General features: G+C 59.1%; 20 protein-coding genes. 11 read left to right on the top strand and 9 right to left on the bottom strand.

The annotated features are described in order from the left end of the window. The 4 genes from BI292_RS12255 to gcl form a co-directional block, all read right to left on the bottom strand. Window positions 1-1,003: glycerate kinase (locus BI292_RS12255; RefSeq protein ID WP_101208026.1), on the bottom strand; the 1,003-nt coding region annotated here is incomplete at its 3' end. Window positions 1,004-1,162: 159 nt separating this feature from the next. Then, window positions 1,163-2,056 (bottom strand): 2-hydroxy-3-oxopropionate reductase, encoded by an 894-nt coding sequence (locus BI292_RS12260; protein WP_092271364.1) that lies wholly within the window; start codon window positions 2,054-2,056, stop codon window positions 1,163-1,165. Window positions 2,057-2,268: 212 nt separating this feature from the next. Then, window positions 2,269-3,051, bottom strand: coding sequence for a hydroxypyruvate isomerase (gene hyi, locus BI292_RS12265; RefSeq protein WP_101208027.1), 783 nt, complete (start codon window positions 3,049-3,051; stop codon window positions 2,269-2,271). Window positions 3,052-3,209: 158 nt separating this feature from the next. Further along, complete coding sequence (gcl, locus tag BI292_RS12270) at window positions 3,210-4,985, bottom strand: glyoxylate carboligase (protein ID WP_092271359.1); 1,776 nt, start codon at window positions 4,983-4,985, stop codon at window positions 3,210-3,212. A 268-nt stretch (window positions 4,986-5,253) separates the two neighbouring features. Here gcl and BI292_RS12275 point away from each other — a divergent pair, with 268 nt between their 5' ends. Further along, window positions 5,254-5,694 (top strand): heme-binding protein, encoded by a 441-nt coding sequence (locus BI292_RS12275; protein WP_101208028.1) that lies wholly within the window; start codon window positions 5,254-5,256, stop codon window positions 5,692-5,694. A gap of 99 nt (window positions 5,695-5,793) precedes the next feature. Continuing rightward, window positions 5,794-6,861: a hypothetical protein gene (locus tag BI292_RS12280; RefSeq protein WP_101208029.1), complete on the top strand. Its 1,068-nt coding sequence runs from the start codon at window positions 5,794-5,796 to the stop codon at window positions 6,859-6,861. A gap of 57 nt (window positions 6,862-6,918) precedes the next feature. Here BI292_RS12280 and BI292_RS12285 read toward each other — a convergent pair whose 3' ends face one another. Further along, window positions 6,919-7,527 carry a TetR/AcrR family transcriptional regulator gene (locus BI292_RS12285; RefSeq protein ID WP_101208030.1) on the bottom strand — a complete coding sequence of 203 codons (609 nt, stop codon included), beginning with the start codon at window positions 7,525-7,527 and terminating at the stop codon, window positions 6,919-6,921. A 152-nt stretch (window positions 7,528-7,679) separates the two neighbouring features. Between BI292_RS12285 and BI292_RS12290 the strand changes: the two genes are divergently transcribed. Beyond that, window positions 7,680-8,591, top strand: coding sequence for a DUF808 domain-containing protein (locus BI292_RS12290; RefSeq protein WP_101208031.1), 912 nt, complete (start codon window positions 7,680-7,682; stop codon window positions 8,589-8,591). Between the two features lie 202 nt (window positions 8,592-8,793). On the opposite strand, the gene BI292_RS12295 is transcribed toward BI292_RS12290, so the two are convergent. Both BI292_RS12295 and BI292_RS12300 read right to left on the bottom strand, forming a co-directional pair. Then, on the bottom strand, window positions 8,794-9,582 hold the full coding sequence (locus BI292_RS12295; protein WP_092271349.1) for a VacJ family lipoprotein: 789 nt from the start codon (window positions 9,580-9,582) through the stop codon (window positions 8,794-8,796). Then, window positions 9,575-10,873, bottom strand: a complete 1,299-nt coding sequence (locus tag BI292_RS12300) for a serine/threonine protein kinase (protein ID WP_092271347.1) — start codon at window positions 10,871-10,873, stop codon at window positions 9,575-9,577. The genes BI292_RS12295 and BI292_RS12300 overlap by 8 nt, the downstream gene beginning before the upstream one ends. 225 nt (window positions 10,874-11,098) lie before the next feature. Here BI292_RS12300 and BI292_RS12305 point away from each other — a divergent pair, with 225 nt between their 5' ends. Continuing rightward, entirely contained in the window at window positions 11,099-11,467 is a 369-nt protein-coding gene (locus BI292_RS12305) for a hypothetical protein (RefSeq protein WP_101208032.1), read from the top strand. A gap of 120 nt (window positions 11,468-11,587) precedes the next feature. Here BI292_RS12305 and BI292_RS12310 read toward each other — a convergent pair whose 3' ends face one another. Continuing rightward, window positions 11,588-13,183, bottom strand: coding sequence for a beta (1-6) glucans synthase (locus BI292_RS12310; protein WP_101208056.1), 1,596 nt, complete (start codon window positions 13,181-13,183; stop codon window positions 11,588-11,590). A 299-nt stretch (window positions 13,184-13,482) separates the two neighbouring features. Here BI292_RS12310 and BI292_RS12320 point away from each other — a divergent pair, with 299 nt between their 5' ends. The 3 genes from BI292_RS12320 (at window position 13,483) to BI292_RS12330 (ending at window position 16,584) form a co-directional block, all read left to right on the top strand. After that, window positions 13,483-14,334 carry a glycine betaine ABC transporter substrate-binding protein gene (locus BI292_RS12320; RefSeq protein WP_092271341.1) on the top strand — a complete coding sequence of 284 codons (852 nt, stop codon included), beginning with the start codon at window positions 13,483-13,485 and terminating at the stop codon, window positions 14,332-14,334. Window positions 14,335-14,617: 283 nt separating this feature from the next. Then, window positions 14,618-14,929, top strand: coding sequence for a DUF485 domain-containing protein (locus BI292_RS12325; RefSeq protein ID WP_101208033.1), 312 nt, complete (start codon window positions 14,618-14,620; stop codon window positions 14,927-14,929). After that, window positions 14,926-16,584 carry a cation acetate symporter gene (locus BI292_RS12330; RefSeq protein WP_101208034.1) on the top strand — a complete coding sequence of 553 codons (1,659 nt, stop codon included), beginning with the start codon at window positions 14,926-14,928 and terminating at the stop codon, window positions 16,582-16,584. The genes BI292_RS12325 and BI292_RS12330 overlap by 4 nt, the downstream gene beginning before the upstream one ends. A gap of 538 nt (window positions 16,585-17,122) precedes the next feature. On the opposite strand, the gene gltA is transcribed toward BI292_RS12330, so the two are convergent. Continuing rightward, window positions 17,123-18,412: a citrate synthase gene (gene gltA, locus BI292_RS12335; protein ID WP_003222994.1), complete on the bottom strand. Its 1,290-nt coding sequence runs from the start codon at window positions 18,410-18,412 to the stop codon at window positions 17,123-17,125. A gap of 349 nt (window positions 18,413-18,761) precedes the next feature. Here gltA and sdhC point away from each other — a divergent pair, with 349 nt between their 5' ends. Genes sdhC through BI292_RS12355 form a run of 4 tightly spaced genes read left to right on the top strand, consistent with a single transcriptional unit; the run spans window position 18,762 to window position 22,005 of the window. Next, window positions 18,762-19,148 carry a succinate dehydrogenase, cytochrome b556 subunit gene (gene sdhC / locus BI292_RS12340; protein WP_178076575.1) on the top strand — a complete coding sequence of 129 codons (387 nt, stop codon included), beginning with the start codon at window positions 18,762-18,764 and terminating at the stop codon, window positions 19,146-19,148. Continuing rightward, on the top strand, window positions 19,142-19,510 hold the full coding sequence (sdhD, locus tag BI292_RS12345; RefSeq protein WP_092271335.1) for a succinate dehydrogenase, hydrophobic membrane anchor protein: 369 nt from the start codon (window positions 19,142-19,144) through the stop codon (window positions 19,508-19,510). Before sdhC ends, sdhD begins: the two co-directional genes overlap by 7 nt. A gap of 3 nt (window positions 19,511-19,513) precedes the next feature. Next, the gene (gene sdhA, locus BI292_RS12350) at window positions 19,514-21,289 is read left to right on the top strand and encodes a succinate dehydrogenase flavoprotein subunit (protein ID WP_092271333.1); all 1,776 of its coding nucleotides are present in this window, start codon (window positions 19,514-19,516) and stop codon (window positions 21,287-21,289) included. An 11-nt stretch (window positions 21,290-21,300) separates the two neighbouring features. Continuing rightward, window positions 21,301-22,005, top strand: a complete 705-nt coding sequence (locus BI292_RS12355; protein ID WP_092271331.1) for a succinate dehydrogenase iron-sulfur subunit — start codon at window positions 21,301-21,303, stop codon at window positions 22,003-22,005. Window positions 22,006-22,261: the final 256 nt, after the last annotated feature.

A 22,261-nucleotide genomic window follows, 5' to 3' on the forward strand; every position in this document is an offset into this window, starting at 1 on the left:
GGCTCAGGAGGAATTCGGCGTTGCGTCCGCCACGACCGTTGCCGCGCACGGTGACCGTGGTTTCGCCGCCGGAAAGGATCACGCACGGTGCGGCCAATGGCTGGCCGTGCAGAATGATCTGCCGCGCGATGCCGGCATGGACTTTCGCCACTTCGCGCGATTCGCCTTCCAGGTCGCCGAGGATCAGCGGGCTGAAACCGGCCTGGCGGCACTTCACCGCAGCCGCTTCAAGCGATTGCTGCGGACGCGCGATCAGCTGGAAATGACTGCGCGCCAGGCTCGGGTCGCCGGGTTTGACAGTTTCCGACTCGGGACTTTGCAGCCAGTTGCGCACCGACACCGGCACTTCAATCGCGTAGCGCTTAAGGATCGCCAGCGCTTCGGCCGAAGTGCTTGGGTCGGCCACGGTCGGGCCGGAAGCGATGACTGTGGCGAGGTCGCCCGGCACATCGGAAATCGCGTAGGTATAAACCGTCGCCGGCCAGCAGGCTTTGCCGAGACGGCCGCCCTTGATCGCCGAGAGGTGCTTGCGCACGCAGTTCATCTCGCCGATGGTCGCGCCGGATTTGAGCAGCGCCTTGTTGATCGATTGCTTGTCGGCGAGGGTGATGCCTTCGGCCGGGAGGGCTAGCAGCGCCGAGCCGCCGCCGGAGAGCAGGAAGATCACGCGGTCGTCTTCGGTGAGGTTGCTGACCAGCTCCAGCACGCGTTTGGCTACGGCCAGACCCGCCGCGTCCGGCACCGGGTGAGCGGCTTCGACCACTTCGATTTTTTCGCACGGCGCGCCGTGGCCGTAGCGGGTCACCACCAGCCCTGAGACTTCGCCCTGCCAGCAGCGCTCGACCACTTGCGCCATGGCGGCTGCGGCTTTGCCGGCGCCGATGACAATCACACGACCGCTGCGATCGCTGGGCAGATGGGCTTCAAGGACTTGCTGCGGATGCGCCGCGTCAATGGCTGTGGCAAACAGCTCGCGCAGCAGTTGTTGCGGATCGACCGACATGGCAGGCTCCCGGAATTCTTGTTATTAGAAGACGACTCGAACCCCTGTAGGAGCGAGGCTTGCCCGCGAAGGCGTCAGTACTAACGCCGTTGAGAGTCAGTCAGACCGAGGCGCTACCTTCGCGGGCAAGCCTCGCTCCTACAGGGGGTAGGGGATGGCTTACTTGTTATCGCGGATCGAGAAATTGGCCATATGTTCCAGGCCTTTGATCAGCGCCGAGTGGTCCCAGTTGCTGCCACCGATGGCCGCGCAGGTGCTGAACACTTGCTGGGCGTTGGCGGTGTTTGGCAGGTTGATGTTGAGTTCCTTGGCGCCTTGCAGGGCCAGGTTCAGGTCCTTCTGGTGCAGGCTGATGCGGAAGCCCGGATCAAAGGTGCCTTTGATCATGCGCTCGCCGTGTACTTCGAGGATCTTCGACGAAGCGAAACCGCCCATCAGTGCTTCACGAACCTTGGCTGGATCGGCGCCGTTTTTCGAAGCGAACAACAGCGCTTCAGCAACGGCCTGAATGTTCAGCGCAACGATGATCTGGTTCGCCACTTTCGCGGTTTGACCGTCGCCATTGCCACCGACCAGGGTGATGTTCTTGCCCATCGCCTGGAACAGCGGCAGGGCGCGTTCGAAGGCGTCGGCATCGCCGCCGATCATGATGCTCAGGCTCGCAGCCTTGGCGCCGACTTCACCGCCGGAGACTGGCGCGTCGAGGTATTGCGCGCCTTTTTCGTTGACCTTGGCGGCGAAGGTTTTGGTCGCGGTCGGCGAGATCGAGCTCATGTCGATGACGATTTTGCCTTTGCCGACACCGGCGGCAATCCCGTCGGCGCGGAACAGCACGTCGTCGACCTGCGGGGTATCAGGAACCATGATGATGATGAATTCAGCTTCTTGCGCGACTTCCTTCGGGTTGGCCAGAGCGATTGCGCCGCCCGCCACCAGATCAGCCGGCGCGGCGTCGTGGTGCGCCGACAGGAACAGGCTGTGACCGGCTTTCTGCAGGTTCAACGCCATTGGGTGGCCCATGATGCCGGTGCCGATAAATCCGATTTTAGCCATGAGAAAATCCTCTTGTTTTTGTGTTGCTCCCGATGCTTGACCGGTGAGCTTTTTGTGGCGAGGGGGCTTGCCCCCGTTGGGTCGCGAAGCGGCCCCAAAACTGTATTCACGGTGAATCAGACAGAACGCGTATGCAGGTTTTACGACTGCTTCGCAGCCGAACGGGGGCAAGCCCCCTCGCCACATAAGCTCGCTCCGACAAGGGGAACTGCTCAAATCGCGTTATGGGTTTTGAGCCAGCCGAGGCCCGCTTCAGTGGTGGTCAGCGGCTTGTACTCACAGCCAACCCAGCCCTGATAACCGATGCGATCGAGGTGTTCGAACAGGAAGCGGTAGTTGATCTCACCGGTGCCCGGTTCGTTACGCCCAGGGTTGTCCGCCAGTTGCACATGGTTGATCTCAGCCAGGTGCGATTGCAGCGTGCGCGCCAGGTCGCCTTCCATGATTTGCATGTGATAGATGTCGTATTGCAGGAACAGATTGGCACTGCCGACCTGCTCGCGAATCGACAGGGCTTGCGCGGTGTTGTTCAGGTAGAAACCCGGGATGTCGCGGGTGTTGATCGCTTCCATCACCAGTTTGATCCCCGCTGCTTGCAGCTTGTCGGCCGCGTACTTGAGGTTGCTGACGAACGTCTTTTCCACCGTGGCATCGTCGACGCCTTGTGGACGGATACCGGCCAGGCAGTTGATCTGCGTATTGCCCAGCACTTGCGCGTAAGCAATCGCCAGATCGACGCCGGCACGAAACTCTTCAACACGATCCGGCAGGCACGCGATGCCGCGCTCACCTTTGGCCCAATCACCGGCCGGCAGGTTGAACAGCACTTGGGTCAGACCGTTGGCGTCGAGCTTGGCTTTGATTTCGGCGGAGCTGAAGTCGTAAGGGAACAGGTACTCGACACCACTGAAACCGGCTTTGGCGGCCGCTTCGAAACGGGCAAGAAAATCCTGTTCGGTGAACAGCATGGACAGGTTGGCTGCGAAACGCGGCATGGTGGTCTCCCGTAAAATATAGGACCTGTAGCAGCTGCCGAGGCACGAGGCTGCGTTGGGCTGCAAGCGGCCCCCGCGATGGCGGCCCTTCGATGGCGGTCCTGCGGACACGCAACGCAGCCTCGTGCCTCGGCAGCTGCTACAGGTTCAGGTCATTCTCAATCAAGCATCGAAATTGCCGTTGGCGCATCGTTGCCGACCAGCGCCAGGTCTTCGAATTCGTTGACGGCGTTGATCTCGGTGCCCATCGAAATGTTGGTCACGCGCTCCAGAATAATCTCGACGATCACCGGCACCTTGAACTCTTCGATCAGTTCCTGAGCCTTGCGCAGGGCAGGCTGGATCTGCGCCGGTTCGAACACGCGCAGTGCCTTGCAGCCGAGGCCTTCGGCAACCGCGACGTGGTCGACACCGTAACCGTTGAGCTCCGGCGCGTTGAGGTTATCGAAGGACAACTGCACGCAGTAGTCCATGTCGAAACCGCGCTGGGCCTGACGGATCAGCCCCAGGTACGAGTTGTTCACCACAACGTGGATGTACGGCAGTTTGAACTGCGCGCCCACCGCCAATTCTTCGATCATGAACTGGAAATCATAGTCGCCCGACAGTGCCACAACCTTGCGCGTCGGATCAGCCTTGACCACGCCCAGCGCGGCCGGAATGGTCCAGCCCAACGGGCCGGCCTGACCGCAGTTGATCCAGTGACGCGGCTTGTAGACGTGCAGGAACTGCGCGCCGGCAATCTGCGACAGACCAATGGTGCTGACGTAGCAAGTGTCTTTGCCGAATACTTGGTTCATCTCTTCATACACGCGCTGCGGCTTGACCGGCACGTTGTCGAAGTGGGTCTTACGTTGCAGGCTGGCCTTGCGCTGCTGGCAATCCTGCAGCCAGGCGCTGCGGTTTTTCAGCTTGCCGGCGGCTTGCCACTCGCGAGCGACTTCGATGAACACGGTCAGCGCGGCGGCGGCGTCGGAAACGATGCCCAGGTCCGGGTTGAACACGCGGCCAATCTGCGTCGGCTCGATGTCGACGTGAATGAATTTGCGACCTTCGGTGTAGACGTCGATCGAACCGGTGTGACGGTTGGCCCAACGGTTACCGACGCCCAGCACCACGTCAGATTTGAGCAATGTCGCGTTGCCGTAGCGGTGCGAGGTTTGCAGGCCAACCATGCCGACCATCAACGGGTGATCGTCGGGGATCGTGCCCCAGCCCATCAGTGTCGGGATAACCGGGATGCCGGTCAGCTCGGCGAATTCGACCAGCAACTCGCTGGCGTCGGCGTTGATGATGCCGCCACCGGCGACCAGCAACGGCCGCTCAGCCTGATCGAGCATGGCCAGGGCCTTCTCGATTTGCACGCGGTTGGCGGTGGGCTTGGCCAGTGGCAGCGGCTGGTAGGCGTCGATGTCGAATTCGATTTCGGCCATCTGCACGTCGAACGGCAGGTCGATCAGCACAGGGCCAGGGCGCCCGGAGCGCATTTCGTAGAAGGCTTTCTGGAACGCGTAAGGTACTTGGCCCGGCTCCATGACGGTGGTTGCCCACTTGGTCACTGGCTTGACGATCGCGGTGATGTCGACGGCCTGGAAGTCTTCTTTATGCATGCGCGCCCGCGGTGCCTGGCCGGTGATGCAAAGAATCGGGATCGAGTCGGCCGAGGCGCTGTAAAGGCCGGTGACCATGTCGGTACCTGCCGGGCCAGAGGTGCCGATGCACACGCCGATGTTGCCGGCCTTGGTGCGCGTGTAACCCTCGGCCATGTGCGAAGCGCCTTCAACGTGGCGAGCGAGCACGTGATCGATGCCACCGACCTTCTGCAGGGCGGAGTACAGCGGGTTGATCGCGGCGCCCGGGATGCCGAAAGCGGTATCAACCCCTTCACGGCGCATCACCAGAACGGCGGCTTCGATTGCTCTCATTTTGCTCATGGTTTTGGTGCCTCTTACGTTTTGTAATTGTATACAAGTGGCTTTGCGCAGAGTGTATTCACGGCGGACGGCGCAGGTCAATCCATTTTCTCAAGCGTCTGTTTCATTCGTCGGAAGCCTGTTCTGCTGTGGCTTTTCGTCGCATGTGGCGCTTTTCGAGAATTATTGTATACAAATAAATAATCTATTGTGTTCTATTTGTTGCATCGGTCTGCGGCGAAAGCACACAGCCCAACAGCTTTCCCTATAACAAAATGAGGACGGCACCATGAGCGCTTTAACCTTGAAAGTGGCAGTCAGCCTGGTCGATCAGGCCATCGCCGCAGGACGTGCAATCTCCGCAGCCCCACTGACCATCGCCGTGCTGGACGCCGGCGGTCACCTGGTCACCTTGCAACGCGAAGACGGCGCCAGCCTGCTGCGCCCGCAAATCGCCATCGGCAAAGCCTGGGGCGCGATCGCCCTGGGCAAAGGTTCACGCCTGCTGGCGCTGGACGCCCAACAACGCCCGGCATTCATCGCCGCACTCAACAGCCTGGGGCAGGGCAGCGTGGTGCCGGCACCGGGCGGTGTGTTGATTCGGGATCAGGATGGCAACGTGCTGGGTGCGGTCGGGATCAGCGGCGATCTGTCGGATGTCGATGAACAGTGTGCGATCAGCGCGATAGAAGCGTTGGGGTTGCGGGCGGATGCGGGGGTGACCGCTTGATCTGAAGTAATTCGACAGCGCCAACAGCGCAGTGGTGACGAAGCGGGGCGGGGTCGATAGACTGCCGCCCCTCTCGTTTTTGTATCAAGGAAGATCTGCGTGAAGACGCTACTTGGCATCACCCTGGCCACTGCCATGACCCTCTGCACACCCTTTCTGCACGCCGCCGAACCGCTGGACGCCGATGACATCGCGTTCCAGGCACTCAGCCCGGTGGTCACCGCACTGCTCAACGCCGACGACGTCGATGAGCTGATGGCGAGGGCCGAAACGCTCGAAGAAACCGACACCTTGCAAGCCATCGCGGTTTATCTGGCGGCCAGCCGTGAAGATCCCAAGCAAATGCTCGCGCCTTATCAGGTGGCGGCGCTGTTTGCCCGGCGCGGCGATGACAAACTGGCGCAGCGCTTCCTGAGGGAAGCCGATGATCGCGGCATGTGGTTCGGCCCGATGCTAGCTAGCGACGAAGACTTTTCCGAGCTGCGCCAGACCGCCACTTACAAAACCGTGTTGGCCAATGCCCAGCAGCGCTATCAGAAAATCGCCCCCGGCAAGGTCGGCGCGATTTCGGTGCTCAATCCTCCTGCCAGTGTTCCCGTGCCCGCCGCGTGCCGACCGGTGCTGGTCTGGATGCATGGTTACGGGGTCAACGGTGAGGTCGATGATTATCAGTCGCTCGCGGACACCGGCGTGATCGTTCTCGGCATCAACGGCACCGAGATGATCAATGCGGTAGACAGCTTCCGCTGGATCGGTCCGGGCTTTGAAGGCACCCATAAAGCGGTGCAGAACGGCTTGAAAGAACTGGAGGCGCAGCAATGCATCGACCGCAAGCATGTTTACCTGATGGGCTTCTCCCAAGGCTCGCAACATGCCGGCGCGCTGTTGGCGCAGCATCCGGATGACTACGCCGGCGCACTGCTGCTGTCGCCCGGTGGCATGCAGCCAACCCCGACCGTGAGCAAGGCCCATGGCAAACGGGTGTTCGTAATCAACGGCAAGATGGAAGGGCCGCGCAATCAGCAGATGGCCACCGATTTCCGCAAGCTGTTCAGTGACGGCAACGAGGTCAAATCCCGCACCCACGAAGAAGGGCACACGTTCCCGGATGACTGGCGAACTTCGTTCCCGCAAGCGCTGCGTTGGTTGATGGGCAGCGAAGCTTAAAAGCAAAAGATCGCAGGCTTGCGAAGGCTGCGATCTTTTCCTGATTGACGACCGGATCTACCGATCCGGCTCACACCCCTTCAACACCAACCGAATTATCGTCTGCGCCGCCGCTTCGTAATCTGCTTCATCCAGTTTGGCTTTACCGGTGACTGCCGAAATCTGCCAATCGAAATCAGCATACGTCTGGGTCGCCGCCCAGATGCTGAACATCAGGTGGTTGGGGTCGATCGGGGCGATTTGGCCGCGGTCGATCCAGGTCTGGATGCAGTCGATGTTGTGCTTGGCCTGGCCGTTGAGGCGTTCGACCAGATCGGCGCTCAAGTGCGGGGCGCCGTGCATGATTTCGCTGGCGAACACTTTGGAGGCGAACGGCAGGTCGCGCGAGATGCGGATTTTCGAACGGATGTACCCGCTCAGCACTTCGCCCGGCACGCCGTCGGCGTTGAACGGCGTCGAGGCCTGCAGGATCGGCTCGATGATGCTCTGCAAAACCTCGCGGTAGAGGTTTTCCTTGGACTTGAAGTAGTAATAGACGTTGGGCTTGGGCAATCCCGCTTTGGCCGCGATATCACTGGTTTTGGTCGCAGCGAAGCCCTTGTCGGCAAACTCTTCACTGGCGGCACGCAGGATCAGTTCTTTGTTGCGCTCGCGGATAGTGCTCATAAACCAGTTAGTTCCTTGAACCAGGGAGTTCCTTGCCTGTTCTGGCGGTTGCGCATGGTAGCACCGGGCTCGCGCAGCGCTCAAGAATGCCCCACGGTGCGTCGGCTCGCGCTATGCTGCGCGGCATTCCACATTTGAAGGAAACCTGATTCATGGCAGGAAGCAGTTTGCTGTTGCTGATCGATGACATCGCCGCGGTACTCGACGATGTAGCGTTGATGACCAAAATGGCCGCAAAGAAGACCGCTGGCGTGCTCGGCGACGACCTGGCGCTCAACGCCCAGCAAGTCAGTGGCGTGCGCGCCGAACGGGAAATCCCGGTGGTGTGGGCGGTAGCCAAGGGCTCGTTCCTCAACAAACTGATTCTGGTGCCGTCGGCGCTGGCCATCAGCGCGTTCATTCCGTGGCTGGTGACGCCGCTGTTGATGGTCGGCGGCGCTTACCTGTGCTTCGAAGGTTTCGAGAAACTCGCGCACAAGTTCCTGCACAAAGAAGAAGCTAAGGCTGAGCACGCGCAACTGGTCGAAGCCGTGGCTGACCCGGCGACCGATCTGGTGGCGTTCGAAAAGGGCAAGATCAAAGGCGCGATCCGCACCGACTTCATTCTCTCCGCGGAAATCATCGCCATCACCCTCGGCACCGTGGCAGATGCGTCGCTGACCCAGCAAGTGATCGTGCTGTCGGGTATCGCCATTGTCATGACCATCGGCGTTTACGGCTTGGTGGCGGGCATCGTCAAACTCGATGACTTGGGCCTGTGGTTGACGCAGAAGCCGGGTCAAGTGGCCAAAAGCATCGGCGGCGCGATTCTGCGTGCGGCGCCGTACATGATGAAAAGCCTGTCGGTGATCGGCACTGCCGCGATGTTTCTGGTCGGCGGCGGGATTCTCACCCACGGCGTGCCGGTGGTGCATCACTGGATCGAAGGCGTCAGCGCCAGCGCCGGCGGGGCAGCGTTTATCGTGCCGACGTTGCTCAACGCGGTAGCGGGCATCGTTGCCGGCGCGGCGGTATTGGCGGTTGTGATGCTGGTGGGCAAGCTCTGGAAATCAGTCAAAGGCTGAAGCCGACGCTGATCATTGTGGGAGCGAGCTTGCTCGCGATGGCGGTGTAACAGTCAGCGTATATGTTGAATGTTATGGCCTCATCGCGAGCGAGCTCGCTCCCACAGGGGATTTCGGGTGTTGGATCCACCGCGCAAAAAAAGGCCATTCGACTCGCATCGAATGGCCTTTTTTGTTGCCCGCAGATTATGTAACGCCAGGGTTACTCGGCGATCTGCAACTTGCGCGACTCGGTGTAGACGTAACGCACCTTCTCGTACTCGAACGGCGAGTTGAGCTGGCCGTAGCGGAAGCTGTTCTGGTGGCGCTTGTCGACCGCGCGCAGGGCCCAGATTTCCGGGTGATTGGAGCTGACTTCGGAGACGTTCAAGAAGTTGACCGCCGCCTCGCCGCTGTAGTCGACCACCAGGCCTGCGGTGTCACGCAGGTTCGATGGGCCGAGGATCGGCAGCACGAAGTAGGCGCCACCCGGCACGCCGTAGAAGCCCAGCGTCTGGCCGAAGTCTTCGCTCTGGCGCGGCAGGCCCATGGCGGTCGCCGGGTCCCACAGGCCGGCGACGCCGATCGTGGTGTTGAGCAGCAGCCGCGCGGTGGTTTCCAGCGAGCGATGGCCCTTCAACTGCAACATGCTGTTAAGCAGGTTCGGCACGTCGCCGAGGTTGTTGAAGAAATTGCTCACGCCGGTGCGCAGGAAGCTCGGGGTGATGTAGCGATAGCCATCGACCACGGGCAGGAACACCCATTCATCGAAACGGTAGTTGAAGTGGTAAACCCGACGGTTCCACTCTTCCAGCGGGTCGTAGACGTTCAGCGCGTTGAGCGTCGAACGTTCGAACTCGCGCTGGTCCAGGCCCGGGTTGAACTTGAGTTTGCTCAGCGGTTCCTTGAAGCCGTCACCGTCGATCACCACGGGTGCGTTGGCTTTGCTGTTGTCGGCATTGGCGACGCCTGCACAGAGTAACGCTGCGATAAGCAGGAGATATTTAGCCACGGAAGAACTCCAGCATGGCGTCGCTGTTGACGCGATAGTTAAGGTTGCCGCAATGGCCGCCCAATGGGTAAACGGTCAAGCGGTCACCGAATGTCTTGCGCAGGAAACCGAGGTCGCCTGGGCCGAGAATCACGTCGTCAGCGTTGTGCATGACCGAGATTTTCGGGCTGTCGCGCAGGTAATCCGTCAGCGCATACAAGCTCACCTGATCGATCAGTTGCAGCAGGCTGCCGCCGTCGGTGCGGGCGCGCCACATCGGGATCACTTGTTCGGTGATGTAGCAGTCGAAATCGCATTGCAGCGCACGCTTGAGGAACGGCGTGAGGCTGGTGCCTTCGGTGATCGGGTATTTCGGCGGCGTGATCAGACCGCGACGGTTGATCAGGTCGGAGGTAAAGGCAATGTCCGCGGCCGAGAAACGGAACGAGGTGCCGATCAGCATGGCCATCTGTTCGTTGCTCAAGTGCTGCTTGGACTGCTGGAAGTCATACAGCAGCGCATCGTTGAGGTCGATGTAGCCTTTTTGCTGGAAGTAGCGGGTCAGCTTGTTCAGCACCAATTCGTAGAACGTGGTGCTGTTGTTGATGCCTTTAACCTCGGTCTGGACCAGTTTGTCCAGGTTGGTGATCGAGGTGTAGAGGTTCACCGGCGGATTCAACAGCAAGACTTTCTTGAAGTTGAAGCTGCGACGGGTTTCATCCAGATGCGCGACGAACGCGGCATCCAGCGCACCCAGGCTGTAACCGGTGAGGTAGTACTCGGTGACCGGCGTTTTCGGGTTTTGCGCCCGAACGGCCTGCATCACCCGGTACATGTCCTCGGCGTCTTCCTTGGTGATGCCCGGCGTGGCGAAGCGTGACGCAGCGCTGATGAAGTCGAAACTGGTCGGCGACGACAGCTGCACCACGTGATAACCGGCTTTGTAATAAAGCTTCTTCAGGTATTCGTTGAGGCTGCTGTCATAACGCGCGCCGGTACCGGCGATCAGAAAAATCAGCGGCGCCGCGTGATCCTGGGTGGCGATGCGATAAGTGAGCTTTTTTACCGGCCAGAAGTTATCCGGCAGGCTGAACTCACGTTCAGGGCGCAACCGCACACTGCGGTCTTCCTGATTAATGTCTTCGTTGGCCGGCAACTCCGGGCGCAAGTCCGGTGGTGTGGTGGCAATCGTCGCCTCGAACGGATTCGTCAAGGGGAAGCCATAGCTGGCGGCGTCGATGTCGACCGCCAGTGCGGACGCACTCAAAATAAGGCCGCCAAACAGGGCGGCGAAGCGCAAGGAACGGAGCATGACTAAATCCCTTAGAGGAAAGGTGCCGAATGAAGTTCGCAGGCTATGACCACGGGGTTTGCGCCAAAGTGCCATGGAGCGGCACCAATCAGGGCTGAATTCGGAGTAATAGTAGCGGGACGATACACTTTGCAGCGATTGCTTGCCCAGTTAACTGTTGTTAAGGCTTGCACAAGGCTGGCGGGAGATTAAGCTGGCCGCCGTTTTCGCTTATTGGAGTGCTCCATGTCTCGCCGTCTGCCCGTGATTCTGCTGCTTGTTTTGCTGCCCTTGTGGCTGGCCGCCAGTTATGGCGCGCGTTATGGCTTCATGGAGGACGCGCAATGGGTCGGCCTCTGCGTGGACGAGGCGAGCCGCTGGGAATGCCAGGTGCGTTCGAACCTGGGCCTGATGATTCACTTCAAGGTGTTGGGCTGGGGCGCGTTGGCCGCAGCGCTGATCGGTTTTGTCGTACCGGGCCGCGCCGTTTGGTGGCTGGCAGTGTTGGCGCTGGTGCTGGGGTTCCCGGCGTTGGCGTTGTACAACACGACGTTAGCGGTGTTTGCGGTAGTGATTGCGGCGTTGCGCTTGGTCCGGGAAAGCCGCAGCGTTTGACAGATCGCATAGCGGGCAAGCCTTGCTCCTACAGGGTTGCGTCGTACACAAATGATGTGAACGACACAAATCCGTAGGAGCAAGGCTTGCCCGCGATGAGGCCCGTAAAGGCTCCGAAGATCAGCCCTTGCGAACCCGCAAACACCGCCACAACGCTGCAACCATCAACACGCTCACCAGCGCCCAACCCCAGGCCTGCTGGTTCTGCAAACCTTCACGAAACAGCTGCGGCGCAATGCCGGCGCCGATGATGAAGGTCAGCAAGGCAATTTCCCGACGCGGCACACTCACTGGACGGCACAGGTACACCAGCGCCGGCAGGATGAACGCGACGCTCGGAAAGCTGCGATAACGCGGATCGAAAACCAATTCCAACATCATCACCGCCGCCGCAAACCCGGCCGCGGCGACCAGCCAGCCCGCCCGGCGTTCCAGCACAGCAAAGGCCTTGGCGCGCCAACCGGTGCGGGCGCTCAAGGTCAGTGCGGCATGCGCCAGCACCAGCAGATTCAGCGCGGTCAACAAGCCCACCCACAACCATTCGCTGGCAAAGCGTGTGGTGACTCGCGCCAGATCGCCCCAGGCGCCAATCGAGCAAGCCGCCAGTGCGCCCAGCAGCGGCAACACCAACGCCGCGCGAGTGCTGCGAACCTTACCGCCCAGCAGCAAGGTGCCGAGGAAGATCAAACCGCCCACCGCCAGCCATTGCGACCAGTACGGCACGTTCGACACCGGGCCGGCCAGCACGCCTTTGTCCTGGCGATCAGCATCGTACAAACCCCAATAACCGCCGACGGCACCTTCACTGGCGCGTTTCCATGGCTGGTCAAACGCTTCGATCAGGTTGTAATGCCAATTCTGCTCTTCGGCCATGGCGACAAAACCACGGATGAACTTGGCCTCGTTGACCCGGCTCGGCAGCGCGGTTTCACGCTGGCGGCCTTCGCTCGGCCAGCCGGTTTCGCCAATCATCACGTCTTTGGGCGCGAACTTGTTGCCGAACACCTGGCGCACTTCAGCGACGTGTTGCAGGGCGGCGTCGATGTTCGACGGATCATCTTCCCAGTACGGCAGCAAATGGATGGTCAGGAAATCCACCGCTGGCGCGACTTCCGGGTGCTTCAACCAGAATTCCCAGACGTCGGCATAGGTGACGGGTTGCTTGATCGCGCTCTTGACCTTGTTGATCAGTTTGGCCAATTGCGCGCCGGTGACTTCTTTGCGCAGCAAGGCTTCGTTGCCGACGATCACCGAGGTCACGACGTCCGGGTTGGCGTTGGCCGAGGCAATCAGCAGGTCGACTTCCTTGGCGGTGTCGACCGGGTTGTTGTTGACCCAGGCGCCGATCATCAGCTTCAAACCGTGCTTGCGCGCCAGGTCGGGCAGGGCTTCGAGGCCGGTCATGGAATACGTGCGGATGCATTCGAAGCGTGTGGCCAGCAGCGCGAGGTCGGCGTCCATGCGCTCGGGGCGCAATTTGAACGGCTGATCGAACGGCGACTGGTCTTTGTCGAATGGCGTGTACGAGGCGCATTGCAACTTGTGCGTGGCGCTGGCCGCGTCCGGCAGAATCACCGGTTTGCCGAGGCCGTACCAGAAGCCGCCGAGGGCAAACAGCCCCAGCAGGCAAGCGAATAGATAGGCAAAAAAAGGAAAGCGTGAAGTCGCGGGCATGGTCTGGCCGTCTGGGAGCAAAGCCGCGCATGTTACCTGTATTTGCCGCGCGCTTGGGGCCTTGCATGATTTTGACATGCAAAGTTCGGGCGGATCGGCGAGGGTGTTTGCGCTGGTCGCGATTAATGGCCTTCTGATGTCGTTTCTCGATGCCTTGAGGTCGCTGGCAGAGCAGGTCGCGGATGGCGTCAGGTTGATTATCGAGGCGTCAGTGTTCTCCTTGATCAATCGCGCCGATGCGCGCGCGATTGCGTTCAGGCGAAGTGGGGGCGCTGTGCACCATAACAATACGTTGACGCCGCTCGGCATCCGTCGGGCGCAGCACTTTCGGGGAAGTAACGATGAAGATGCGACGACTTTTAGGCGCGAGTGCCGCACTGGTGCTTGCGATTGGCTCCACATTCGCCAATGCCGAGACCAAGACCCTGAGCATCGGTTATGTTGACGGCTGGTCCGACAGCGTCGCGACCACCCACGTGGCCGCGGAAGTGATCAAGCAGAAACTCGGTTATGACGTGAAGCTGCAAGCCGTCGCCACCGGGATCATGTGGCAAGGCGTGGCGACCGGCAAACTCGACGCCATGCTCTCGGCGTGGCTGCCCGTGACCCACGGCGAATACTGGACCAAGAACAAGGATCAGGTCGTCGATTACGGCCCGAACTTCAAGGATGCAAAAATCGGCCTGATCGTGCCGGAGTACGTCAAAGCCAAGTCCATCGACGATCTGAAAACCGATGACACCTTCAAAAATCGCATCGTCGGCATCGACGCCGGGTCGGGCGTGATGCTCAAGACCGATCAGGCGATCAAGGACTACGGCCTGAGCAACTACACGCTCAAAGCCAGTTCCGGCGCCGGCATGATTGCCGAGCTGACCCGTGCCGAGAAGAAAAACGAATCCATCGCCGTCACCGGTTGGGTGCCGCACTGGATGTTTGCCAAGTGGAAACTGCGTTTCCTCGACGATCCGAAAGGCGTGTATGGCGCGGCGGAAACCGTGAACAACATTGGCAGCAAGGATTTGGCGACCAAGGCACCGGAAGTGGCGAAATTCCTGAAAAACTTCCAGTGGGCGTCGAAGGACGAAATCGGCGAAGTCATGCTGGCGATCCAGGACGGCGCCAAGCCTGATGCGGCGGCCAAGGCCTGGGTGGCTAAACACCCGGAACGTGTTGCCGACTGGATCAAGTGATCTAGCTAGAAGCGTCTAGCCCGTACTTCTCAAGGCCCTTTGGCAAAACTGCCAAGGGGCCTTTTGCATTTCTGTGGGAGCAAGGCTTGCCCGCGATGGCGTTCTCGCAATCGCCATCTCGGGCAAGCCCTGCTCGCACAGGTGCAAAGCAAGCTAATTATTTAGTTCTGGAAAATGGCAATTCTGTCATGTCGTTCTAATACTAAGGTCGTCTGGAAGCCGTCCCGCAGCCGCATAAAGTGGCTACGTTCTAACAATAATCTGTGCTGCGAGGATAAAAACAATGAACGACAGCATTTACCTCTCGATTCAAAACAGCCCGCGCTTCAAGGAGCTGGTTAGTAAGCGAGAAAAGTTCGCCTGGATTCTATCGGCGATCATGCTTGGGCTTTACTCCGGCTTCATCCTTCTGATCGCTTACGGCCCGCATGTGCTGGGCGCGAAGATCAGCCCTGAGTCTTCTATTACCTGGGGGATACCGATTGGTGTCGGGTTGATCCTGTCAGCGTTTGTCCTGACTGGAGTCTACGTAAAACGCGCCAATGGCGAATTTGACGACCTGAACAATGCGATTCTCAAGGAGGCTCAGCAATGATCCGGCGTCTAATCGCTCTATTGAGCATCGCAGCGTTCGCACCGGGCGTCTGGGCGGCTGAAGCGCTGACCGGCGAAGTGCACAAACAACCGCTGAACGTGTCCGCGATTTTGATGTTCGTGGCGTTCGTCGGTTTGACCCTGTGCATTACGTACTGGGCGTCCAAGCGCAACAACTCGGCGGCCGACTACTATGCGGCCGGCGGCAAGATCACCGGTTTCCAGAACGGCCTGGCGATTGCCGGCGACTACATGTCGGCGGCGTCTTTCCTGGGTATTTCCGCGCTGGTGTTCACCTCTGGCTACGACGGCTTGATCTACTCGATCGGCTTCCTCGTGGGTTGGCCGATCATTCTGTTCCTGATCGCCGAGCGCCTGCGTAACCTGGGCAAATACACGTTTGCCGACGTGGCGTCCTACCGCCTCGGGCAAACCCAGATCCGCACGTTGTCTGCCTGCGGTTCGCTGGTGGTGGTGGCGTTCTACCTGATCGCGCAAATGGTCGGTGCCGGCAAGCTGATCCAACTGCTGTTCGGCCTCGACTACTACGTCGCGGTGATCCTCGTCGGTATCCTGATGTGCATGTACGTGCTGTTCGGCGGCATGTTGGCGACCACTTGGGTGCAGATCATCAAGGCTGTGCTGCTGCTGTCCGGTGCCTCGTTCATGGCGCTGATGGTGATGAAACACGTCAACTTCGACTTCAACATGCTGTTCTCCGAAGCGATCAAGGTGCACCCGAAAGGCGAGGCGATCATGAGCCCTGGCGGACTGGTGAAAGACCCGATTTCGGCGTTCTCGCTGGGTCTGGCGCTGATGTTCGGTACCGCTGGCCTGCCGCACATTCTGATGCGCTTCTTCACCGTGAGTGACGCAAAAGAAGCGCGCAAGAGCGTGCTGTACGCAACTGGCTTCATTGGCTACTTCTACATTCTTACGTTCATCATCGGTTTTGGCGCGATCCTGTTGGTCAGCACCAATCCTGCGTTCAAGGACGCGGCTGGCGCATTGTTGGGCGGTAACAACATGGCGGCGGTGCACTTGGCCAATGCGGTCGGTGGCAGTGTGTTCCTCGGCTTCATTTCGGCGGTAGCGTTCGCGACCATTCTGGCGGTTGTGGCAGGTTTGACGCTGGCCGGTGCAACGGCGGTGTCGCATGACTTGTATGCCAGTGTGATCAAGAAGGGCAAAGCCAACGATAAGGATGAGATCCGCGTTTCGAAGATCACCACGGTTGCGCTGGGTGTACTGGCGATTGGCTTGGGGATTTTGTTCGAGAGCCAGAACATTGCGTTCATGGTTGGCTTGGCGTTCTCGATTGCGGCGAGCTGTAACTTCCCGGTGTTGTTGCTTTCGATGTACTGGAAGAAGCTGACGACCCGTGGCGCGATGATTGGCGGCTGGTTGGGGCTGATCAGTGCTGTTGGTTTGATGGTGCTCGGGCCGACCATTTGGGTGCAGATTCTGCATAACGAGAAGGCGATTTTCCCGTACGAGTATCCAGCGCTGTTTTCGATGGCGATTGCGTTTGTCGGGATCTGGTTTTTCTCGATTACTGACAAGTCGACGGCTGGGGTGAATGAGCGGGCGTTGTTCTTCCCGCAATTCGTTCGGTCGCAGACAGGGTTGGGGGCGAGCGGGGCGGTTTCGCACTGATGCCGTTGTAGAGGTTGTTCGAATTGAAATGCCCTGGTCGAGAGACCGGGGCATTTTTTTTGGCTTTGGTTTTTGTAGGAGTGAGCCTGCTCGCGATGGCGGTGTGTCTGGCGGCATATGCATTGACTGACCTACCGCCATCGCGAGCAAGCTCAGCTCCTACAGGGTTAGCGTCAGGCCCAAATCCGGCATCCACAGTAGGTTTCCTGTGGGAGCGAGCTTGCTCGCGATGGCGTGGTGTCTGTCGGTGTATGCATTGACTGAACCACCGTTTTCGCGAGCAAGCTCAGCTCCTACAGGATCGATGCCTGGCCTGAATCCGGCATCCACAGCCAAGTCCCTGTGGGAGTGAGCCTGCTCGCGATGGCGTCTTGTCTGTCGGTGTATGAATCAGCTCCAAAGTGACTCGCTGTGAGAGCGAAACCGCCCGCAAACGCAGTCGGTCCCATCGCTGCTGAGACCCCACAAACAAAAAACGGCCTCTATATAAATAGAGACCGTTTCCGGTACAACTTAAGACGTTATCGCAAGACAAATCTTATTTGCGGTCTTCCAGCTTGGTGATATCACGCGACTCATACCCAGTGTACAACTGGCGCGGACGGCCAATCTTGTACGGGCTGGAGAGCATTTCTTTCCAGTGGGAAATCCAGCCCACAGTCCGCGCCAAAGCGAAGATCACGGTGAACATGCTGGTGGGAATGCCGATCGCCTTGAGAATAATCCCCGAGTAGAAATCGACGTTCGGGTACAGCGAGCGCTCGATGAAGTACGGGTCAGTCAACGCAATCTCTTCCAGGCGCATCGCCAGTTCGAGTTGCGGATCGTTGTTGATCCCCAGTTCCTTCAGCACTTCGTCGCACGTCTGCTTCATGACGGTAGCGCGTGGGTCGCGGTTTTTGTAAACCCGGTGACCGAAGCCCATCAATTTGAACGGATCGTTCTTGTCCTTGGCCTTGGCGATGAACTTGTCGATGTTCGACACATCGCCAATCTCGTCGAGCATGGTCAGAACTGCTTCGTTGGCGCCGCCGTGGGCAGGGCCCCACAGTGCAGCGATACCGGCGGCAATACAGGCGAACGGGTTGGCACCCGAAGAGCCGGCCAGGCGTACGGTGGAAGTCGATGCGTTCTGCTCGTGGTCGGCGTGGAGGATGAAGATCCGGTCCATTGCCTTGGCGAGTACCGGGCTGATCGGTTTGATCTCGCACGGCGTGTTGAACATCATGTGCAGGAAGTTTTCCGCGTACGTCAGGTCGTTGCGCGGGTACATCATGGGTTGACCCATGGAGTACTTGTAAACCATCGCTGCCAGGGTCGGCATCTTGGCAACCAGGCGGATCGCGGAGATTTCGCGATGCTGCGGGTTATTGATGTCCAGGGAGTCGTGGTAGAAGGCCGAGAGGGCGCCAACTACACCGCACATGACGGCCATCGGGTGGGCGTCGCGACGGAAGCCGTTGAAGAAAGTCTTCAATTGCTCGTGAACCATGGTGTGGTTCTTCACGGTACTGACGAACTGGGCCTTCTGTTCTGCGGTCGGCAATTCGCCGTTGAGCAGCAGATAGCAGGTTTCCAGATAGTCCGACTTTTCAGCCAGCTGTTCGATCGGGTAGCCGCGGTGCAGCAGGATGCCGTTGTCGCCGTCGATATAGGTGATCTTCGACTCGCAGGAAGCTGTCGACATGAAGCCAGGGTCAAAGGTGAAACGGCCCGTGGCCGTCAGGCCCCGAACATCGATTACATCGGGACCAACGGTGCCGGTTAAAATGGGCAGCTCGACGGGGGCTGCGCCCTCGATGATCAACTGCGCTTTTTTGTCAGCCATGTGGCCTCCTATTTATGCTTGAAATCATCAGACAGACCCCCCACGCAGGGCCCGCACCACTATAGTGAGATAAATCCGAATGTCAATTTGCCTAAAGTCTTGCTCCAGAAGGCTTTAACCGTACTTTTTCCTCGAAATTGCCTGCCATTTACGCCTTTTATACAACTTGTGCAATGCGCTATTAGGGGAAGGTGAACGCGTTGTCATCAGTAGCCTAACTGTCTATACTCGGCCACCGACCGCCAGGGGCTTTTGGGCCTGCTTTATTGGGGGTCGCATCCCTGGGTGGTGGTTACCTGACCAGTGCACTCCCCAACAACTTTGCCCTGATTGTTAGGGGCTCTTCAGTGTGAAAAAAGCCGTGAAAAGCCAACGACCTGTAAACCTAGACCTAAGGACCATCAAACTCCCCATCACCGGCGTTACGTCGTTTCTTCACCGTGTTTCCGGCATCATCCTCTTCCTGGGCATTGGCTTCATGCTGTACGCATTGAGCAAATCCTTGGGTTCCGAGGAAGGTTTTGCCGACGTGAAGGCAACCTTGACCAGCCCGCTGGCCAAGTTCGTAGCATGGGGCCTCCTGTCCGCTTTGCTGTATCACCTGGTAGCCGGTGTGCGCCACTTGATCATGGACATGGGCATCGGTGAGACGCTGGAAGGCGGCAAGCTGGGCTCGAAAATCATTATCGCCGTGTCTGCGGTGTTGATCGTTCTGGCGGGAGTTTGGATATGGTAACCAGCGTTACGAACCTGTCGCGTTCGGGCCTCTATGACTGGATGGCACAGCGCGTGTCGGCGGTTGTCCTCGCGGCTTATTTCATCTTCCTGATCGGGTACCTGGCAATGCACCCCGGCATTGGCTATGTCCAATGGCATGAGCTGTTTGCAAGCAACGGGATGCGTATCTTCAGTCTGCTGGCCCTTGTAGCCCTGGGCGCTCACGCCTGGGTCGGCATGTGGACCATCGCGACCGACTACCTGACGCCAATGGCGCTGGGCAAGTCCGCGACTGCAGTACGTTTCCTCTTCCAGGCAGTATGCGGCGTTGCGATGTTCGCCTACTTCGTCTGGGGTGTGCAGATTCTTTGGGGTATCTGATTCATGTCTACTACAGTTAATACGCTTTCGTTCGACGCCATTATTGTTGGCGGCGGCGGTGCTGGCATGCGTGCCGCACTGCAGCTGGCACAAGGCGGTCACAAGACTGCCGTGGTTACCAAGGTTTTCCCGACTCGCTCGCACACTGTATCCGCCCAGGGTGGCATCACCTGCGCCATCGCCTCCGCTGATCCAAACGATGACTGGCGCTGGCACATGTACGATACCGTCAAGGGTTCCGACTACATCGGTGACCAGGACGCTATCGAATACATGTGTTCCGTAGGTCCGGAAGCGGTATTCGAGCTCGAGCACATGGGCTTGCCGTTCTCCCGTACCGAACAGGGTCGCATCTACCAGCGTCCGTTCGGCGGTCAGTCGAAAGACTTCGGCAAGGGTGGCCAGGCTGCACGTACGTGCGCCGCTGCCGACCGTACCGGTCATGCTCTGCTGCACACTCTGTACCAGGCCAACCTCAAGGCCGGCACCGTATTCCTCAACGAATACTACGGCGTCGACCTGGTGAAGAACGAAGATGGTGCCTTTGTCGGCATGATCGTCATCTGCATCGAGACTGGCGAAACCTCCTACGTTCGTGCCAACGCCACCGTATTGGCGACTGGCGGCGCAGGTCGTATCTACTCGTCCACCACCAATGCCCTGATCAACACCGGTGACGGCGTCGGCATGGCTCTGCGTGCTGGCGTGCCGGTACAAGACATTGAAATGTGGCAGTTCCACCCGACCGGCATCGCCGGCGCCGGGGTACTGGTTACAGAAGGTTGCCGCGGTGAAGGCGGTTACCTGATCAACAAGCACGGCGAGCGTTTCATGGAGCGTTATGCTCCGAACGCCAAAGACCTGGCTGGTCGTGACGTGGTTGCTCGCTCGATGGTTAAAGAAATCATCGCCGGCAACGGTTGCGGCCCTGATGGCGACCACGTGATGCTGAAACTCGATCACCTCGGTGAAGAAGTTCTGCACAGCCGTCTGCCAGGCATCATGGAACTGTCGAAGACCTTCGCCCACGTCGATCCAGCCGTGGCGCCGATTCCGGTCGTTCCAACCTGCCACTACATGATGGGCGGCGTGCCGACCAACATTCATGGTCAGGCGATCACCCAGGACGCTGAAGGCGTGGACCAGATCATCCCGGGCCTGTTCGCTGTAGGCGAAGTGGCTTGCGTATCGGTTCACGGTGCCAACCGTCTGGGCGGCAACTCGCTGCTCGACCTGGTGGTATTCGGTCGTGCTGCCGGCCTGTTCCTGGAACAGACCCTGAAAGAAGGCGTCGACTACGCCCGTCCACGCCAGTCCGACATCGACGCTGCTCTGGCACGTCTCGATGGCCTGAACTCGCGGACCGAAGGCGAAGACGTTGCAACTCTGCGTAAAGAGCTGCAAAGCTGCATGCAGAACTACTTCGGTGTATTCCGTACCGGCGAATACATGCAGAAGGGTATTGCCCAGCTGGCTGATCTGCGTGGGCGTATCGCCAACGTCAAGATCAACGACAAGAGCCAGGCGTTCAACACCGCTCGAATCGAAGCCCTGGAACTGCAAAACCTGCTGGAAGTGGCCGAAGCCACCGCCATCGCTGCAGAGATCCGTAAAGAGTCGCGCGGCGCTCACGCCCGTGAAGACTTCGAAGATCGCGACGATGAAAACTGGCTGTGCCACACCTTGTACTTCCCGGGTGACAAGCGCGTTACCAAGCGTGCCGTGAACTTCTCGCCGAAGACTGTTCCGACTTTTGAACCCAAGATTCGGACTTATTAAGGGTGGCTGCCATGTTGAAAGTCAGTGTTTATCGCTACAACCCTGATCAGGACGCTGCGCCGTTCATGCAGGAATTCCAGGTTGATACCGGTGGTAAAGACCTGATGGTGCTGGACGTGCTGGCCCTGATCAAAGAGCAGGACGAGGGTTTCTCCTATCGTCGCTCTTGCCGTGAAGGTGTTTGCGGTTCCGACGGCATGAACATCAACGGCAAAAACGGCCTGGCATGCGTGACGCCGCTGTCGTCTGTCGTAAAAGGTAACAAGCTGGTTGTTCGTCCGCTGCCTGGTTTGCCGGTTATCCGTGACCTGGTCGTCGATATGAGCATCTTCTACAAGCAATACGAGAAGGTGAAGCCATTCCTGCAGAACGACACGCCGGCTCCGGCCATCGAGCGTCTGCAGACTCCGGAAGAGCGTGAAAAGCTTGACGGTCTGTATGAGTGCATCCTGTGCGCTTGCTGCTCGACCTCTTGCCCGTCCTTCTGGTGGAACCCCGACAAGTTCCTGGGCCCAGCTGCCCTGCTGCAAGCGTATCGCTTCCTGGCAGACAGCCGCGACACCAAGACTGCCGAGCGTCTGTCTTCGCTGGATGACCCGTTCAGCGTATTCCGCTGCCGCGGGATCATGAACTGCGTCAACGTCTGTCCAAAAGGCCTGAACCCGACTAAGGCCATCGGACACGTACGTAACATGCTGCTGCAAAACGGCGTGTGATACAGCTGTAAACGCAGGACCGCTGTACCCGTAGATGCTACGGCGCAGGCTTCAACCGGCGCCGTAGTTTTAACCTGAGCAGCAGCCCATAAAGCTGCAGCTCTTATTTTGAAGAAATGAGACAAGCAGGGGCATCCGGGCTGGTACCCGGACTATCAGCGTGATCCTAAGTGGCTTGTTTTAGTCGCTGCATTCGGACTTCTGCAAGTTTGCTCGGTGTCGACGCCGGTGGTGTTCCCCTAACCGAGGGTGACCA

The organism is Pseudomonas sp. 43NM1, from assembly GCF_002836905.1.
GTDB lineage: Bacteria > Pseudomonadota > Gammaproteobacteria > Pseudomonadales > Pseudomonadaceae > Aquipseudomonas > Aquipseudomonas prosekii.